Origin of the sequence: Novosphingobium sp. Chol11, assembly GCF_945870625.1 — a bacterium.
Taxonomy (GTDB): domain Bacteria; phylum Pseudomonadota; class Alphaproteobacteria; order Sphingomonadales; family Sphingomonadaceae; genus Novosphingobium.
In genome coordinates this window covers 1-15,637 of record NZ_CAMBTS010000010.1, presented here as the reverse complement: position 1 = coordinate 15,637, position 15,637 = coordinate 1, and the positions used below count along the sequence as shown (strand labels likewise).

Below are 15,637 nucleotides of genomic sequence, written 5' to 3'. Positions count from 1 at the left end.
ATTGGGAGAGGAAGCGCCATGAGCGAGCCCATTGTTCAGACGCTGCTGCCGGTGACGCACGACCTTGGCGCGTTTCAGGTGCGGCGCGTGCTCCCCAGCCCGGCGCGAACAATGGTCGGCCCGTTCATTTTTGTCGACCAGTTCGGCCCCGCCGTGTTGCCCGTTGGCACGGCGATGGACGTGCGGCCGCACCCGCATATCAACCTCGCCACCGTCACCTGGCTGTTTGATGGCGAGCATGCCGGCGCAATCGAGCACCGCGATAGTCTGGGCAGCTTTGCCACGATCCGCCCGGGGCAGGTCAATCTGATGACAGCGGGGCGCGGAATCGTCCATTCCGAGCGCGGCCCCGCAGCAGAGCGAGCCGCCGGTCCTCGGCTTTATGGCATGCAGACTTGGCTCGCGCTGCCCGACGGACGCGAAGAGATCGACCCGGCGTTCGAACAGCACGCGGACTTGCCGCTGATCGAGGACGGCGGTGTATCCGCGCGCGTGATCATGGGCACGCTATGGGGCGCGGCCGCGCAGACAACGCAGCATTCGCCGACGATTTATGCCGAGATCATCCTCGGCACCGGCGGCGCAATCCCGCTCGATGCGGAGGCGGACGAGCGCGCGGTCATGCTGGTCGGCGGCGAAGCGAGCGTGGATGGCACGGCGCTGGCGCTCTACAGCCTCGCCGTGCTGGCCCCCGGCGCGGCGATGAAGCTGGCGTCGGCGCGCGGCGGGCGGGTGATGCTGCTGGGCGGAGCGGCGATTGCTTCCCCGCGCCACGTGTGGTGGAATTTCGTGAGTTCCAGCCGCGAGCGGATCAACCAGGCGAAGCGCGACTGGGCCGAGGGGCGCTTTCCCGCGGTGCCCGGTGATGAGGATGAATTCATTCCGTTGCCGCAAATCCCGATCACACTTGCAAATCCATAAGAACAAAACAGGAGAGGAAGACATGGAATTTTCAGGCAAGGCGGTGTGGATCACCGGCGCTTCATCGGGCATCGGCGCCGCACTGGCGCGCGCGCTTGGGGCGCAGGGCGCGCGGCTGATCCTGTCGGGCCGCAATGAGCAGGCCTTGGCCGCAGTGGCCGAGGGGCTGGGCGAAACCCTGCTGCTCCCGTTCGAAGTAACCGATCAGGCAGCTATGCTCGCCGCCACTGCGCAAGCCGCGCAATGGTCTGATGGCATCGACATGCTGATCAACAATGCGGGCATTTCGCAGCGCGCGCTGGCGGTCGATACCGATTATCCAGTCTATGAACGGATCATCGCGGTCGATCTGCTGGCCCCCATCGCGCTGACCCAGGCAGTTTTGCCACATATGGTCGCGCGCGGATCGGGGCGGATCGTGATGATCTCCAGCGTAGCGGGCAAATTCGGCGTGCCGCTGCGAACCGCTTATAGCGCCGCCAAATTCGGGCTGATCGGCTATGCCGATGCGCTGCGCAGCGAAGTGGCGCACCTTGGGCTCAAGGTCCATGTCATCGCGCCGGGATCGGTGCGCACCAATGTCGCGCGCAATGCGCTTACCGCAGACGGCACCGCGCGCGGCGCGAGCGATCCACATATCGACGCCGGGATCGACCCCGATGTCGCCGTCGCCGAAATGCTGGCCGGCATCGCCGCAGACGAGCGCGAGATCATTGTAGCCGTGGGGGCCGAAAAGCAGCTCGGCGAAGCGCGCCGCACCCCCGACGCGCTGTTTGATAAAGTCGCCGGTTGGGTCGCCGCCGGCTACGCCACGCGGATGGAGACACCGCAATGAGCGCCGAAATGCAACGCGTCACGCTGGCCAACGGCATCGCGCTGGACGTCGTCGACACAGGCCCGCGCGATGCCCCGGTGCTGATGTTCCTCCATGGCTTTCCCGAATCGCACCGCACCTGGCGCCACCAGATCGCGCATCTGGCGGGGCGCTTCCGCTGTATCGCCCCCGACCAGCGCGGCTATCGCGGCTCGTCAAAGCCGCAGGATGTGGGGAGCTACACCCCGGACAAGCTGATCGGTGACGTTTTCCTGCTTGCCGATGCGCTCGGCGTGGCGCAGTTCACCGTGGTCGGTCACGATTGGGGCGGCGCGATTGCATGGGGCGTGGCGCTCATGGGTCAGAACACGCGCGTCACCCGCGCGGTCATCGCCAACGCGCCGCACCCCGCCATCTTTCAGCGCCTGCTCTATCTCGATCCGGTGCAGCGCGCCGCTAGCCAATACATGCGCGATTTCCGCAACACCGCGTTCGATCCGATGGTGCGCGAACACGGCCTTGGCGCGCTGCTGCAACAAGCGCTGAAATGGGAACGAACCCCCGTGATCGAGCCCGCAGAGCAAGCGGCGCTGATGCAGGATTGGGCCAATCCCGATGCTGCCATCGCGATGCTGAACTGGTATCGTGCCAGCCCGATGGATGTGCCCACGATGGACGCACCGTTTGCCTTGCCCGAAGGTTTCGCTCCCCCGCCGCTGCCCCCGCTCGGCATCCCCACGCTGGTGATCTGGGCGCTGGATGACATGGCGCTGCCCCCCGCCAATCTCGATGGCCTGGAGGCGCTGATCCCCGACCTCACGCTGGTGCCCGTGCCCGATTGCGGCCATTTCGTCCCATGGGAATCCCCCGCAGACTTCAATGCCGCGCTCGATGCGTTTCTGGAGCGGACGGGCTGAGCCAAAGCGGATCAGCGCAAAGCGAGGCGAAAGAAAAGGGTATCGACCGGCATGCGCGGAAAACCCTCCGGCAGAGCATCGGCAGCAATCTCGGCAAAGCCGCTCTTTCCATAAAAGCGCCGCGCCGCATGAAGCCGCTCGATCGTGCCCAGCGTGATCGCGGTCAGCCCGTGCGCGCGGGCATGATCGAGCAAGATGGCCAGCAATCTTGCCGCAACGCCATGTTCGCGGCCGCGCGCATCGGCTGCGACAAACATCTTGCGCAGTGCGCCCTCCCGCTTGCCGAAGCCGATCAGGCCGATGGTGCCGACAATCCTTCCAGCGTTCTCCGCAACCCAGAACCCGCCAGTGCCGGACTGATAGACATGCCCGATGGCTTTCAGATCAGGCTGGTCCTCGGCCGTGACCGGAATGCTGAACTCATCCTGCTGGATCGGGAGGATAAGGGCGAGCACAGCACCGTTATCGGCCTCGACATATGGGCGGACGATGATTTCGGCCATGGTGCCTTTCTTGCGCTTGCGAGAGGGCCGATAGCGCCCGGGAGTAGCACGATCAGGCGGTCAGCGCCGCCACCAGCGCCTTCACTTTGGCTTGCCGCCATTGCGGCAACGGGGCGACCAGCCAATAGCCGCGCCGCCCGGTCTCGGGCACGCCCATTAGCTCGATCCGGCCCATGGCAGCGGCGGCCTCTGCCAGCAGCAAGGGCACGCGCGCCTTGCCCAGCCCGGCGGCAGCGGCGCTGATCGCGGTGCCGGCATCGCCCACCGAAAACTGCGGCTCGCGCTGATCATCGTCGGGCGCGGGATCGCCGGGCCAGCTGATCCAGGGGGCCGCGTTGCCAAGCCCTGGCGCAGCTACGATCTGCACCATCGGCGCGCCGAGCGGGATGCCTTCAAGCTCGCCCGGCCCTTCGGCCCAGCGCACCGCCAAATCGAGGTTGGCCTCGGTAAAGTCGGTCTCGCCATCCCCGCTTGCCAAGGCGAAGCGCATCGCTGGGCTCTGCGCGCGGAATGCTGCCAGCCGGGGCGAAAGCCAAGCCGCGAAAAAGTCGCGCGGGCAGGCGATGGTGTAGACGTGGCTCGATTGCCCGGCCTGCATCGCCTGCACGCCTTCTTCAAAGCGCAGGAAACCCTCGCGGATCGCGTTGAGTCCGGCGCAGGCCTCCTCCGTCAGCACCAGCCCCTTGGTCGTGCGGCGAAACAGCACCACCCCCAGCAGATCCTCCAGCGCGCGGATTTGTTGGCCGACCGCGGCCGGGGTCACTGCCAGTTCATCGGCTGCGCGGGTGAAGGAAAGATGCCGCGCGGCTGCATCCAGCACGCGCAGGCCGTTAAGCGGCAGATGGGTCCGCTTCATTGCGCGCGCTCCGCGCTCAATTCGCGGTGGCCGGGGCCGCCAGCGGAAACCGGGGGATCGCCACCTCGATCAGCGACTCGTCGCCGCGCTCCATGATGTAATGCCCCTGCATCGTGCCCCGCGGCGTGCCGAGCGGGCAGCCTGAGACATAGTCATGCGCTTCGCCCGGCTTAAGGAGCGGCTGCTCGCCCACTACGCCTTCGCCATCGACAAAGTTGGTCTGCCCTCGCCCATCGGTGATCCGCCAGTGGCGGGTCAGCAAGCGCACCGGCTGGTCCGAGCCGTTCTCGATCCGAATGTGATACACCCAGAACCATTTTCCCGCGTCCACGCGCGATTGCTCGGGCAGGAAATTGACCGCCACGCGAACGGTGATGCCATCGGTTACGGCAGCGTGCTGGAAAAGTTGCTTCATAGCAGGCAAACTACCGCACATTGCGCCGCGTTCCAACGGGGGAATCGCAAGTCTTGCGGGCTTGCCCGAATGGCTGCACAGCCCGCCGCATGCTGATCCGCGCCCCGGCCATCCTTTGCGCGTCCTTCGCGCATGGCGAACATGGCGCGGTGGCGCGCCTGTTTACCGCCGATCACGGGCTGCTCGCGGCCTATGTCGCGGGCGCACGCGGGCGGATGCTGCGGCCTTTGCTGATCCCGGGCAATGTTCTGGAAATCGAGCTCAATGAACGCGGCGATAGCCAGCTGGCGTCGGTGCGGCTCGAACTGGTCGTCAGCCGGGGGCCTTGGCTGACCGAGCCGCTGGCGAGCGCAGGGATCGGCTGGGCCGCCGCGCTCACGGCCGCCACCTTGCCCGAAGGCCAGCCTTATGCCGCGCTCCATAGCGCGCTCCTCGCCTTGCTCGATGCCATTTGCCATGCGCCCTCGGCGCGTGGCTGGGCGCGCGCGCTGGCCGGCTACGAGGCGCTGGTGCTGCGCGAGGCGGGATATGCCGTTGGCCAAGGGCTGAGCGCCGCGCCGCCGGCAGACATGCCATGGGCGCAGCTGCTGGCCTTGCTCGACCGGCAAGGCGCAGCCATCGGCAACCGGCTGCTTGCCGATCGCAGGCGCGATGTTATGGCGGCGCGCGCGATTCTGATGGATCGATTGAAACGCATCAGCGCAAGTTAAGGGGAAGATATGAAAATTGCGGTCCTGGCGGGTGACGGTATTGGCCCCGAAGTGACGCATGAGGCGCTGCGGGTGCTGGATGCGCTCGGCCTCGATATCGAACGCGGCGAGGCGCTGGTCGGCGGCGCGGCCTACAAGGCGCACGGCCATCCACTGCCACCCGAAACGCTGGCGCTGGTCGAGGGGTCAGACGGCGTGCTGTTCGGCGCGGTCGGCGATCCCGATTGCGACGCGCTGGAGCGCGCCTTGCGCCCCGAGCAAGCGATCCTTGGGCTTCGCAAAGCATTCGGCCTGTTTGCCAATCTGCGTCCCGCCACTGTGTTCAAGGGCCTCGAACATCATTCCGCGCTCCGGCCCGAAGTGGCGGCGGCCATCGATCTGCTGATCGTGCGCGAGATCAATGGCGATGTGTACTTTGGCGAAAAGGGCTTTCGCACCGCCGCCGATGGCACCCGCGAGGGCTATGACGTGATGTCCTATTGCGAAACCGAAGTGCGCCGGATCGCCCACGTCGCGTTCCGCGCGGCGCAAGGCAGGAACAGCAAACTATGCTCGGTGGACAAGGCCAATGTGCTGGAAACCTCGCAGCTCTGGCGCGACATCGTTATCGAAGTGGCGCGCGAATACCCCGATGTCGCCTTCAGCCATATGTATGTCGATAATGCCGCGATGCAGCTGGTACGCAATCCCGGCCAGTTCGATGTGGTCGTCACCGGCAATCTGTTCGGCGACATCCTCTCTGATCAGGCGAGCATGTGCGTCGGCTCGATCGGGATGCTGGCCTCCGCCTCGCTGGGCAGCCGCGAGACAACGCACGGCACATTTGGCCTTTACGAGCCGATCCACGGCTCCGCGCCAGACATCGCGGGCAAGGGTCTTGCCAACCCGATGGCCACGATCCTTTCCGCTGCGATGCTGCTGCGCCATTCGCTGGGGCTGGCTGACGCTGCGCTCCGCATCGAGACAGCAGTGGCCCGCGCGATTGCGGACGGCGTGTTCGGCCACGATCTGGGCGGAACCGCAGGCACCACGGAAATTGGTGACGCGGTGCTCGCAAGGCTGTAAGTGCGCTCGTTATGCTGCAACTTGCCGTTATTTTGCCAACATACAACGAGCGGGGCAACATCGCGCTGATGGTTGAACGCCTCGACAAGGCGCTCACCGGGCTGAACTGGGAAGCGATCTTCGTCGACGACAACAGCCCCGATGGCACCGCCGACGAAGCGCGCCGGATCGGTCGCGATGATCCGCGGGTGCGCGTGATCGAGCGCATCGGGCGGCGCGGCCTCGCCTCTGCCGCGATCGAAGGGATGTGCGCCACGGCCGCCCCGGTCGTCAGCGTGATGGACGCCGATCATCAGCACGATCCGGTCCTGCTGCCGAAGATGTACGAAGCGGTGGTCGGCGGCGAATACGATGTCGCTTATGCCTCGCGCTTTGCCGAGGGCGCCAGCACCGAGGCGTGGGGCCGCCCGGACCGGGTCAAGGCCTCGGGGCTGGCCAACCGGATTGCCCGCCGCGTCACCGGGGTTGAGCTGAGCGATCCGATGAGCGGCTTTTTCATGCTGCGCGCCGATATCCTGCGCGCCGATGCCCACCGCCTTTCAGGCGTGGGCTTCAAGATCCTGCTCGATATCCTCGCTACGGTCGACGCGCCGCTGCGGGTCAAGGAATTTCCGATGAATTTCGCCGCGCGCGCCACCGGCGAATCGAAGCTTGATCGCACGGTCGTGTTCGAATTCCTCGTCGGGCTTTACGACAAGTGGCTGGGCCGGATCATCCCCACCCGTTTCGCGCTGTTCGGCACAGTCGGCGCGATGGGCGTGGCGGTCCAGTTCGGGGTGCTCTGGCTGGTGCGCAGCGGATTGCTCGGTGCGCCGTTCGTTTATGGTCAGTGGTCTTCGAACACCGCGTTCAACATCGCCAACACGATTGCCGCAGTGGTGGCGATGTCGTTCAATTTCGTGCTCAACAACGAACTGACCTATCAGGACAAGCGCCTGCGCGGGGTGCTGCCGCTGCTGCGTGGCTGGGCCAAGTTTGCCGCCACCTGCTCGCTTGGGCTGCTGACCAATGTCGGCGCGGCGGCGGTGCTGCGCACGATGGGGTTTCACGATGCGATCTCGGTGATCATCGGCATCGTGCTGGGTTCGGTCTGGAATTTCGCGCTTTCCAGCAAATTCGTCTGGGGCAAATACTGAGCGGCCCCGCACCCCGCCCGAGGCGGGATCAGTGCCAGCCGTTCATCCAGACATACCATTCATAAGACCGCGCGTTCGCCAGCTTGCCCGCCGAGAGGATAGGATAAAAGCCGATGAACATGGCCACCGCCAATGCCAGCGAAACCACCGCCGGCCAGCGGGTGCCTGCCTCCCACCATCCCGCCAGCGTGATCGCGAGCGCCGCCATCAGGAATGTCGCCGCCAGTTCGTAGTGATAAAAAAACTGCACCGGCTTGCCATTGAGCGCCCAGAAAATGAGCGCCGCGACATACATAATGACCACCCCAATCCGCAGCCGATCGGGGCGGCGCGCGCCCTCCCACAAGCACAGCAGCAGCGCGGGCAGCCCCGCCAGCATGGTGAACGGATTGCCCACGAGCAGGATGCCGCGTAGGCCCCCTGCGGTCTTCTCATAGAGGAACCAGATCGGGCGCAAGTTCAGCGTCCATTGCCACCACCGGCTCATATAGCGGTGCGGTTTGACCACGCTGTCCTGCAGCTGGAGCATGTATTGCTGCCACGGGATCAGCCCGCGCAGTGTCATCGGCTGAACCTTGTAGAAAAACGTCGGCGCAAACGTGGCGAAATAGACCGCCAGCGGCACCGCGCCGAGCCATAGCGCCGCTTCGAGCAGCGACACCCCGCGCACCGGCCCCACATCACGCGCCGTCAGCACAGCGCGCCAGCGCGGCCCCAGCGCCCAGGCGCGATCCCAGGCAAAAAGCAGACCGGGCATCACCAGCAGCGGAATGCCATTCCATTTGCCCGCCAGCGACAGGCCCAGAAACACCCCGCATAGCGCCAGATGCAACCGCTTCTGCCGCCGCCACGCCAGCGCCCATTGCCAGAAGGCCAGCGCCAGCATCGCTGCCATCGCCATATCGAGCATCGCGATCCGGCTCATCACGAACCAGATGAAATTGCTCGCCAGCAGCGCGCCGAACATCAGGCTCGCCGCGCGCGATCCGCTGGCCCACCACAGCGCGCGCGTCGCCGCAAACACGCCGATCGTGCCCAGCACCGCGTTCGGCATGCGCCAGCCTAGCGGCCCATCGCCAAACAGCTTCATGCCCAGCGCGATGAATTCCTTGCCAAGCAGCGGATGCTCGGGGTTGAGCCGGCTGGTCAGCTCGATCAGGCGGCGCGCGGCGGGCAGATAATGAATCTCGTCGAACATCGGCCGCGCCGGGATCGTCAAGCGATTGAGCACCAGCGCAAAAAACACCAGCGCCAGTGCGCATGTCCAGAGCAGCGGATCGCGGTCCTGGCCGCGCAGAGGTTGATGGGCAGCAAACATCGTCGGCGCAGGCCCTACGCCAACTGCCCTCGAACGCGCAATGGCAGCGCTTGCGCGGGCTGCGCCGCAAACCTAAAGCCTGCCACCATGAAACGCACCACAGGACAAGACCGCTCGATCACAGCCACATGGCGCCCTGCAACGCAGGCCGTGCGCGGGGGCACCTGGCGCTCGGAAATGGGCGAGACCTCTGAAGCCCTGTTCCTCACCTCCGGCTTTACTTACGATGACGCCGCCACAGTCGCCGCGCGCTTTGCCGGCGAAGCCGATGGCATGACTTATTCGCGGGTCCAGAACCCCACCGTGGCGATGCTCGAAGAACGCATCGCGTTGCTCGAAGGCGCGCAGGCCTGCCGCGCGCAGGCCAGCGGCATGGCGGCGATGACCGCGGCGCTACTGTGCCAGCTTTCGGCCGGAGACCATGTGGTCGCGGCCAAAGCCGCGTTCGGCTCGTGCCGCTGGCTGGTGGACAATCTGCTGCCGCGCTTCGGCATCGAAAGCACCACGATCCACGCGGCGGACAACGCCGCATGGGAGGCTGCGATCCGGCCCAATACCAAAGTGTTCTTCTTCGAAAGCCCAGCCAATCCGACAATGGACATCGTCGATCTCGACCATGTCTGCGCGCTGGCCCGGGCACACGGCATCGTCACCGTGGTCGACAATGCCTTTGCGACCAGCGCATTGCAGCGCCCGCTCGATCTCGGCGCAGACGTGGTCGCCTATTCGGCCACCAAGATGATGGACGGGCAAGGCCGGGTGATGGCCGGCGCGATCTGCGGCAGCGCCGATTTCATCAACAATGTGCTCATGCCATTCCAGCGCAACACCGGGCCGACCTGCGCGCCGTTCAACGCTTGGGTCGTGCTCAAAGGCCTCGAAACGCTCGACTTGCGCATCCGCCGTCAAAGCGAGAACGCGCTCAAGGTCGCCGCGTTTGTCGAGACGCGCGTGCCGCGCATGCTCTACCCTTACCTTCCCAGCCACCCGCAGCATGCGCTGGCGCTCAAGCAGATGAGCGCGGGCGGCACGATCTTTTCGATTGATCTGGCGGGCGGACGCGAACAGGCGCACGCGCTGCTAGATGCGCTTCAACTCATCGATATCTCGAACAACATTGGCGATTCGCGCTCGCTGATGTGCCATCCCGCTTCATCGACGCACCACGGCGTCGGCCCCGAAACCCGCGCCGACATGGGCGTGGGGGAAGGCCTGCTGCGGCTGAATATCGGGCTAGAAGACCCTGACGACCTGATCGAAGACCTCGATCAGGCGCTGACCAAGGCTGGCTTATAGGGCCTCGGCGGCGCCGCTCGGCTTGGCCTCAAGCGCATCGAGCCGCGCCTTCAGCGTATCGACCTCGGCAGCGGCAGTGGTCGCGATGTCTTTCACCGCGTCGAATTCTTCGCGGCTGACGAAGTCCATCCCGCCGAATATCTCGCGTGCTTTTTCGCGTGCGCTTTCGCCCGCCTCGCGGCCCATGCCGGCCAGCGTCGCAGCGGCGCTGTTCATCAGCTTGACGAAATCGGCGATCATCGGGTTTTCGGATTGCATGGTATCGTGCCCTAGCTAGCAAGTGAGCGCCCGAGATGGGGCTGGCGGTGCTCCGCCGCAAGGCTTCTAAATCTTAACCCGGACCGCCGCGCCAGATGCCCCTTCGGCCGCTGGGTTCAGCGCCAGAAACTGATAATTGAGCAGTCCGGCAAAACAGATCCACGCCAGATACGGAATGAGCAGCGCGCCGGCGAGCGGGCGCACCCGCCAGAACAGCACCAGCGTAATCGCCGTTGTCACAAACATCCCGCCGATGATCCCGAGCGCCACCGCCATCTGATGCTGGCCGAAGAACACCGGGCTCCACGCCAGATTCAGCGCGAACTGGACCACGAAACCGGCCACCGCGATCCAGCGTCCCGTTGCGCCGCGCGCCGCCGCCACCATCGCCAGCGCCGTTCCCATCAGCGTGTAAAACAGCGTCCACGCCACCGGGAAGACGATGGGCGGCGGAAAGATCGCGGGCCGCGTCAGCGCCGCAAACCAGGCATTGTCCGGTCCGCTGCCCCCGGCGCCTCCCGACAAAAAGCCAAGGCCGATGGTCAGCGGCACGGTGAACAGCGCCCAGCGGATGAGGCTGGCGCGAAGCTGCACGGGAGAAGCAAGATGTCGTATCATTGTGTGCCGAAATCGCCCCCAATTGATTAGATGCCGACATTGGCGACCGGACCGCTGTTCGGCAACGCTTGCTTTACGCGAGTGTCCTGAAAGCGGAAATAAGGAATTCCACATTTCCCTCGGGCCCGGTGATCGGACTTGGGACAATACCCTGCACTTCCCACCCTTCGCCCACCAGCCACGCGCGCACTTCCGCGCAAACGCGCTCGTGCAGCGCCGCATCGCGCACCACCCCGCCCTTGCCCACTTCGCTTCGGCCGACTTCGAACTGCGGCTTGATCAGCGCAACCAACTGCGTCGGCCGCGCCGCCAGCGCTAGCGGCACCTGAAGCACTTTATGCAGAGCGATAAAGCTGGCGTCGCACACCACCCAATCGGCCGGGCGGTCGATCTGCGCCGCGCTCAACACCCGCGCGCTGGTCTGTTCGAGCACAGTGACGCGCGGGTCCTGCCGCAGTTTCCACGCCAGCTGATTGGTGCCTGAATCCACCGCGAACACATGCACCGCGCCGCCTTGCAGCAACACATCGGTAAAGCCCCCGGTAGACGAGCCGATATCCATCGCGGTGCGGCCCACCGGATCAAGCCCGAAATGCCCCAATGCATGCGCCAGCTTGATCCCTCCGCGCGAAACCCACGGATGATCGCGCCCGCGCACTTCAAGTTCAGCATCGGGATCGAACAGCTGCCCCGCCTTGGCAACTTTGGTCTCGCCTGCGAAAACCAGCCCGGCCAAGATCAGCGCCTGCGCGCGCGAACGGCTCTCGGCGAGGCCGCGCTCGAACAATAGCTGGTCGGCGCGCAGCTTTCCTTTGGTGGTTCGGCTTGAGGTCACGCGCGCTCTCTTCCATAGCGAGGGCATGAAGATCAACCGTTCCGTTGTCTGCGCCCCTGTCCAGCCCCTCCTGACCCGCGCTCCGGCGGCGCTGGCGGCGGTCTTGGCGGCGATGCTGGGCCTTGCCAGTTGCGCTGCGCCGCCGCCGCTGCCGCTAACACCGCCTATGCGCGCCAGCAGCGGCGCGGCATTGCCTGCGCCGCGCCCCGTCCAAGTGGTTCGGCCCGCCACCCCGCCCGCCGCGCGGGAAGCGGCGCAGACACCCGGCAGCTGGACCTATACCGCAGAAAAAGGCGGCACCGCCGCTCGTTTTGCCGCTACGGGCGCGATGCCGCTCCTCGTGCTGCGCTGCGACAGCGCGCGGCGCATGATCATCCTGCTGCGTCCGGCGCCCGGCCAGAGCGCCGTGGCGGCATCGATCAGCACCAGCAGCGGCACCCGCAATATCGCTGCCAGACCAGCCGCCAATGTCAAGCCCGCAGCGCTCGCGATCGAGCTCGATCCGCAAGACCGGGTGCTCGATCAAATGGCCTTCAGCAAGGGGAGGTTTACATTGGATATCAGCGGCTTGCCCACGCTGGTCCTGCCAGCATGGGCGGAAGTGGGGCGGGTGATCGAAGATTGCCGGTAAAGCGGACCTGCAGGGCGGTGATGAGGCCGCCAAAAGAGCGACGGTTTATCCACAACGAAGCAGCGGGAAATTGCTATTTTGACGTGAAAATAAATGAATGCAAGACTTGTTCTGCGCTCTCAGATGAATCACATTCCGGCTCAAGGCCGTGATCAAGCGAAGCTTGTCCGGTCGGGTCGTCTGAAACGGCGGCAACTCTGGTTCAACACAGCGAAAGGAGGTGATCCGATGTCTCATGGTTCAGCAGCGAGGTCGGTAAACCGTATCACGGAGCATTATTGCTAACCACCAGTTGGCGATAAAGGCTTCGTAAGCGGCACTTTCCGGCCGCTGACCATGCGAAGGGCCGTGTCCGTCAGGCGGACGCGGCCCTTCACATTTATTGCTTTACTGTTGCCTTTCGCGCAACAATAGTACAAGCAGGGCGTGGCGCGGTTCGCCACTCAGAGGACTCCTTACTAATGCCCGGCCCCGATATGATCCCGTTTGCGCAAAACCCCCATCCCGCTCCGATGGCCGAGGATGCGCGCGCGGCAATCCTTGCCAACCCGGGCTTCGGCACGGCCTTCACCGATCACATGGTGTCGATTGACTGGGCCGAAGCGCACGGCTGGCACAATGCCCAGATCCTGCCTTACGGGCCGATCGCGCTCGATCCGGCCGCCGCTGTGCTGCATTACGCGCAGGAAATCTTTGAAGGTATGAAGGCCTATGCGCTGGAGGATGCCGGAACTACGGCCGGAACTATGGGGGGCATCACGCTGTTTCGGCCCGAGGCCAACGCCGCGCGCTTCAATGCTTCCGCCCGCCGTCTGGCGATGCCCGAGATGCCGCCCGCGCTGTTCGTCGATGCTGTCACGCAGCTCGTGCTTGCCGATCGGCAGTGGTTCCCCACCGTGCCGGGCGGCTCGCTTTATCTGCGCCCGTTCCTGTTCGCGACCGAGGCGTTTCTGGGCGTGCGCCCGGCCAAGGCCTATCGCTTTCTGGTCATCGCCAGCCCGGCGGGCAATTACTTCAAATCGGGCGCCAGCGCAGTCTCGATCTGGGTGAGCGACTATACCCGCGCTGCGGCTGGCGGCACCGGCGAGGCCAAGTGCGGCGGCAACTACGCCGCCAGCCTCGTGCCCACCGCCGATGCCTTTGCCCGCGGCCATGATCAGGTGCTGTTCCTCGATGCGGCCGAGCGCAAATGGATCGAGGAACTGGGCGGCATGAACCTGTTCTTCGCGTTCGACGATGGCAGCTTGATCACCCCGCCGCTGGGCGGCACGATCCTGCCCGGCATCACCCGCGACAGCCTGCTCACGCTCGCCCGCGATGAAGGCCTCACTGTGCGCGAAGAACGCTACAGCCTCGATGCGTGGCGCGCCGATGCGGAGAGCGGCAAGCTGGTTGAAGCGTTTGCCTGCGGCACTGCGGCGGTGGTCACTTCGGTGGGCAAAGTCGCCAACGCATCCGGCGCGTTCACGATCGGCAGCGGCGGCCCCGGCCAGCTGACCGAGCGGCTGCGCCAGCGGCTGGTGGCGATCCAGCGCGGCCACGCGCCCGACCCGCACGGCTGGGTCAAGCGCATCGCCTAAAGGCCCGGGGCCTGAAACCCCTCCCGGCGATGGCTCCATCGCAGTTGCCAATCGCGCAATGGCGTGGCATCCGCGCGGTCATATAACGCCCCGATGAGGGCTTGCAGGAGCAATGGGCATGAGCATTTCGTTCAAAGACCGGGTCGCAATCGTAACTGGTGCAGGCGGCGGTCTGGGCCGGGCCTATGCCCTCGAACTGGCCAAGCGCGGCGCAAAGGTCATGGTCAACGATCTGGGCGCAGCGCGTGACGGCACCGGCCATTCCGATGCTGCGCTGGCCGTGGTCGAGGAAATCAAGGCAGCGGGCGGCGAAGCGATGTCGAACGGCGGCTCGGTCACCGAATATGAGCAGATGGTCGAAATGGTCGCCAAAGCCAAGGAAGCCTGGGGCGAGGTTCACATCCTGATCAACAACGCGGGCATCCTTCGCGACAAGAGCTTCACCAAGATGGAGCCCGCCGATTTCGACCTCGTCGTCAAAGTGCACCTGATCGGCTCGGCCAATGCGACCAAGGCCGTTTGGGATACGATGCGCGCGCAAAACTATGGCCGCATCCTGATGACCGCCTCGTCGACCGGGCTGTTCGGCAATTTCGGTCAGGCCAATTATGGCGCGGCCAAGCTTGGCCTCGCAGGCCTCACCAAGACGCTCTACCTCGAAGGCGCGAAAAACAACGTGCGGGTCAACACCCTCGCCCCGGTGGCGGGCACGCGGATGACCGAGGATATCTTCCCCGAAGAGGCCTACAAAGCGTTCGGCCCTGAAAACGTCGTGCCCGCCGCGCTGTTCCTCGTTTCGGAGGATGCGCCGAGCAACGCCATCGTCGGCGCAGGCGCGGGCGTCTATCATTCGGCATGGGTCACGATGAACAAGGGCGTGCTGCTGACCGGCGATGACCGCTCGGTCGAAGGCTTTGCTGCGCACTGGGCCGAAATCTCTGACCGTACCGGCGATTTCGTGCCGCAATCGGGCGCCGAGCAGAGCCAGGTGATCCTGAGCCAGCTGCAGGCGGCGATGAAGGGGTAAAGGCCGGAGACGACGCCGCGCCGCAGAGCCGGGCCGGTTGACGCAGGGGAGGTTCGGGGCCGGATGGGGGAAAGCCGACTGAACGCTGCGCTGCGCTGGCGTGCCCGGCTGCTGATCGGCGCGCTCGCCCTGCACATCCTATGGACGGTCCTCTCGTTCGGCTACGGCGTTCTGACCTTCACCGACAACGGCAGCGCGATTGGCGATGCCCTTGGCGCGGCGCTGCTGCTCAATTTCTTTGCGGTATTGCCTACACTCTGCCTGATCGTGGTGGCAGCAGCGCTATGGGTCTGGCGCGCGCATGCCAACTTGCGCGATCTGGGTTTTCCCTCCCTCGCCTATGCGCCGTTATGGGCTGCGAGTAGCTGGTTCGTGCCGGGGATCAACCTCGTTATCCCGCCCCGCGCCATGCGCGAGCTTTGGCGCAACGGCCAAGCTGCGGACCAGCGCCCCGACCAGCCGCCCGTCGCCGCAATCAGTGGCTGGTGGTGGTGCCTGATCGGCGGCGCGCTGTTTGAAGCCATAAGCCTCGTAACGGCGTTTCTTGCCTCGGTCCCGGGGGCCCTTGCGCTCGCCTCGCCGCTGCTGGCGGCCATCATCGGCGCTTCGGGTGTGATGTTGCTGCTGATTGTAGATTTGCGCTGAGAAGTGACCCGGGAGGGGCATAAGTTTCCATTGAGATTTGACCCATGTTTGAACCCGCCCCTGGCTGACCGGTCGGGGGTATCAGGAGTGAT

The 15,637-nt window shown here is 65.3% G+C and carries 18 protein-coding genes; 11 read left to right on the top strand and 7 right to left on the bottom strand.

From position 1 onward, the window contains the following. Positions 1 to 18 precede the first annotated feature (18 nt). From Q0O40_RS03130 to Q0O40_RS03120, 3 genes are read left to right on the top strand one after another with little or no spacing between them, the layout of a single operon-like run. Positions 19 to 921: a pirin family protein gene (locus Q0O40_RS03130; protein ID WP_295526056.1), complete on the top strand. Its 903-nt coding sequence runs from the start codon at positions 19 to 21 to the stop codon at positions 919 to 921. Between the two features lie 22 nt (positions 922 to 943). Further along, complete coding sequence (locus Q0O40_RS03125; protein ID WP_295526055.1) at positions 944 to 1,756, top strand: SDR family NAD(P)-dependent oxidoreductase; 813 nt, start codon at positions 944 to 946, stop codon at positions 1,754 to 1,756. Next, positions 1,753 to 2,652, top strand: a complete 900-nt coding sequence (locus Q0O40_RS03120) for an alpha/beta hydrolase (protein WP_295526053.1) — start codon at positions 1,753 to 1,755, stop codon at positions 2,650 to 2,652. Before Q0O40_RS03125 ends, Q0O40_RS03120 begins: the two co-directional genes overlap by 4 nt. A gap of 11 nt (positions 2,653 to 2,663) precedes the next feature. Here the strand turns inward: Q0O40_RS03120 and Q0O40_RS03115 are convergent, their stop codons facing one another. From Q0O40_RS03115 to apaG, 3 genes are read right to left on the bottom strand one after another with little or no spacing between them, the layout of a single operon-like run. Continuing rightward, positions 2,664 to 3,155 carry a GNAT family N-acetyltransferase gene (locus tag Q0O40_RS03115; RefSeq protein ID WP_295526051.1) on the bottom strand — a complete coding sequence of 164 codons (492 nt, stop codon included), beginning with the start codon at positions 3,153 to 3,155 and terminating at the stop codon, positions 2,664 to 2,666. Between the two features lie 52 nt (positions 3,156 to 3,207). Then, the gene (locus tag Q0O40_RS03110) at positions 3,208 to 4,011 is read right to left on the bottom strand and encodes a LysR family transcriptional regulator (RefSeq protein ID WP_295526048.1); all 804 of its coding nucleotides are present in this window, start codon (positions 4,009 to 4,011) and stop codon (positions 3,208 to 3,210) included. A 16-nt stretch (positions 4,012 to 4,027) separates the two neighbouring features. After that, complete coding sequence (gene apaG, locus Q0O40_RS03105) at positions 4,028 to 4,426, bottom strand: Co2+/Mg2+ efflux protein ApaG (protein WP_295526045.1); 399 nt, start codon at positions 4,424 to 4,426, stop codon at positions 4,028 to 4,030. An 89-nt stretch (positions 4,427 to 4,515) separates the two neighbouring features. Between apaG and Q0O40_RS03100 the strand changes: the two genes are divergently transcribed. The 3 genes from Q0O40_RS03100 to Q0O40_RS03090 are packed head-to-tail and all read left to right on the top strand — an operon-like array spanning position 4,516 to position 7,337. Beyond that, the gene (locus Q0O40_RS03100) at positions 4,516 to 5,136 is read left to right on the top strand and encodes a recombination protein O N-terminal domain-containing protein (RefSeq protein ID WP_295526043.1); all 621 of its coding nucleotides are present in this window, start codon (positions 4,516 to 4,518) and stop codon (positions 5,134 to 5,136) included. A gap of 9 nt (positions 5,137 to 5,145) precedes the next feature. Further along, entirely contained in the window at positions 5,146 to 6,201 is a 1,056-nt protein-coding gene (gene leuB / locus Q0O40_RS03095; protein WP_295526040.1) for a 3-isopropylmalate dehydrogenase, read from the top strand. Positions 6,202 to 6,212: 11 nt separating this feature from the next. Further along, positions 6,213 to 7,337, top strand: coding sequence for a glycosyltransferase family 2 protein (locus Q0O40_RS03090; protein WP_295526038.1), 1,125 nt, complete (start codon positions 6,213 to 6,215; stop codon positions 7,335 to 7,337). A gap of 28 nt (positions 7,338 to 7,365) precedes the next feature. Here Q0O40_RS03090 and Q0O40_RS03085 read toward each other — a convergent pair whose 3' ends face one another. After that, the gene (locus Q0O40_RS03085; protein WP_295526035.1) at positions 7,366 to 8,655 is read right to left on the bottom strand and encodes a phospholipid carrier-dependent glycosyltransferase; all 1,290 of its coding nucleotides are present in this window, start codon (positions 8,653 to 8,655) and stop codon (positions 7,366 to 7,368) included. Positions 8,656 to 8,742: 87 nt separating this feature from the next. Here Q0O40_RS03085 and Q0O40_RS03080 point away from each other — a divergent pair, with 87 nt between their 5' ends. Beyond that, positions 8,743 to 9,951: an aminotransferase class I/II-fold pyridoxal phosphate-dependent enzyme gene (locus Q0O40_RS03080; RefSeq protein WP_295526032.1), complete on the top strand. Its 1,209-nt coding sequence runs from the start codon at positions 8,743 to 8,745 to the stop codon at positions 9,949 to 9,951. On the opposite strand, the gene Q0O40_RS03075 is transcribed toward Q0O40_RS03080, so the two are convergent. From Q0O40_RS03075 to Q0O40_RS03065, 3 genes are all read right to left on the bottom strand, one after another. After that, positions 9,946 to 10,209 (bottom strand): accessory factor UbiK family protein, encoded by a 264-nt coding sequence (locus Q0O40_RS03075; protein WP_295526029.1) that lies wholly within the window; start codon positions 10,207 to 10,209, stop codon positions 9,946 to 9,948. The genes Q0O40_RS03080 and Q0O40_RS03075 overlap by 6 nt on opposite strands. Before the next feature lie 66 nt (positions 10,210 to 10,275). Further along, positions 10,276 to 10,803 (bottom strand): TspO/MBR family protein, encoded by a 528-nt coding sequence (locus Q0O40_RS03070; RefSeq protein ID WP_367183710.1) that lies wholly within the window; start codon positions 10,801 to 10,803, stop codon positions 10,276 to 10,278. A gap of 97 nt (positions 10,804 to 10,900) precedes the next feature. After that, positions 10,901 to 11,689 (bottom strand): TlyA family RNA methyltransferase, encoded by a 789-nt coding sequence (locus Q0O40_RS03065; protein WP_295526025.1) that lies wholly within the window; start codon positions 11,687 to 11,689, stop codon positions 10,901 to 10,903. Here Q0O40_RS03065 and Q0O40_RS03060 point away from each other — a divergent pair. The 4 genes from Q0O40_RS03060 to Q0O40_RS03045 all read left to right on the top strand — a co-directional run bounded on the left by Q0O40_RS03060 (position 11,688) and on the right by Q0O40_RS03045 (position 15,545). Beyond that, positions 11,688 to 12,293, top strand: coding sequence for a hypothetical protein (locus tag Q0O40_RS03060; RefSeq protein ID WP_295526022.1), 606 nt, complete (start codon positions 11,688 to 11,690; stop codon positions 12,291 to 12,293). The two genes, Q0O40_RS03065 and Q0O40_RS03060, sit on opposite strands and share 2 nt — an antisense overlap. Before the next feature lie 461 nt (positions 12,294 to 12,754). Beyond that, complete coding sequence (locus Q0O40_RS03055; RefSeq protein WP_295526019.1) at positions 12,755 to 13,873, top strand: branched-chain amino acid aminotransferase; 1,119 nt, start codon at positions 12,755 to 12,757, stop codon at positions 13,871 to 13,873. 118 nt (positions 13,874 to 13,991) lie between these two features. Further along, positions 13,992 to 14,900, top strand: coding sequence for an SDR family NAD(P)-dependent oxidoreductase (locus tag Q0O40_RS03050; RefSeq protein ID WP_295526016.1), 909 nt, complete (start codon positions 13,992 to 13,994; stop codon positions 14,898 to 14,900). Between the two features lie 63 nt (positions 14,901 to 14,963). Continuing rightward, entirely contained in the window at positions 14,964 to 15,545 is a 582-nt protein-coding gene (locus Q0O40_RS03045) for a DUF4328 domain-containing protein (RefSeq protein WP_295526015.1), read from the top strand. Positions 15,546 to 15,637 lie beyond the last annotated feature (92 nt).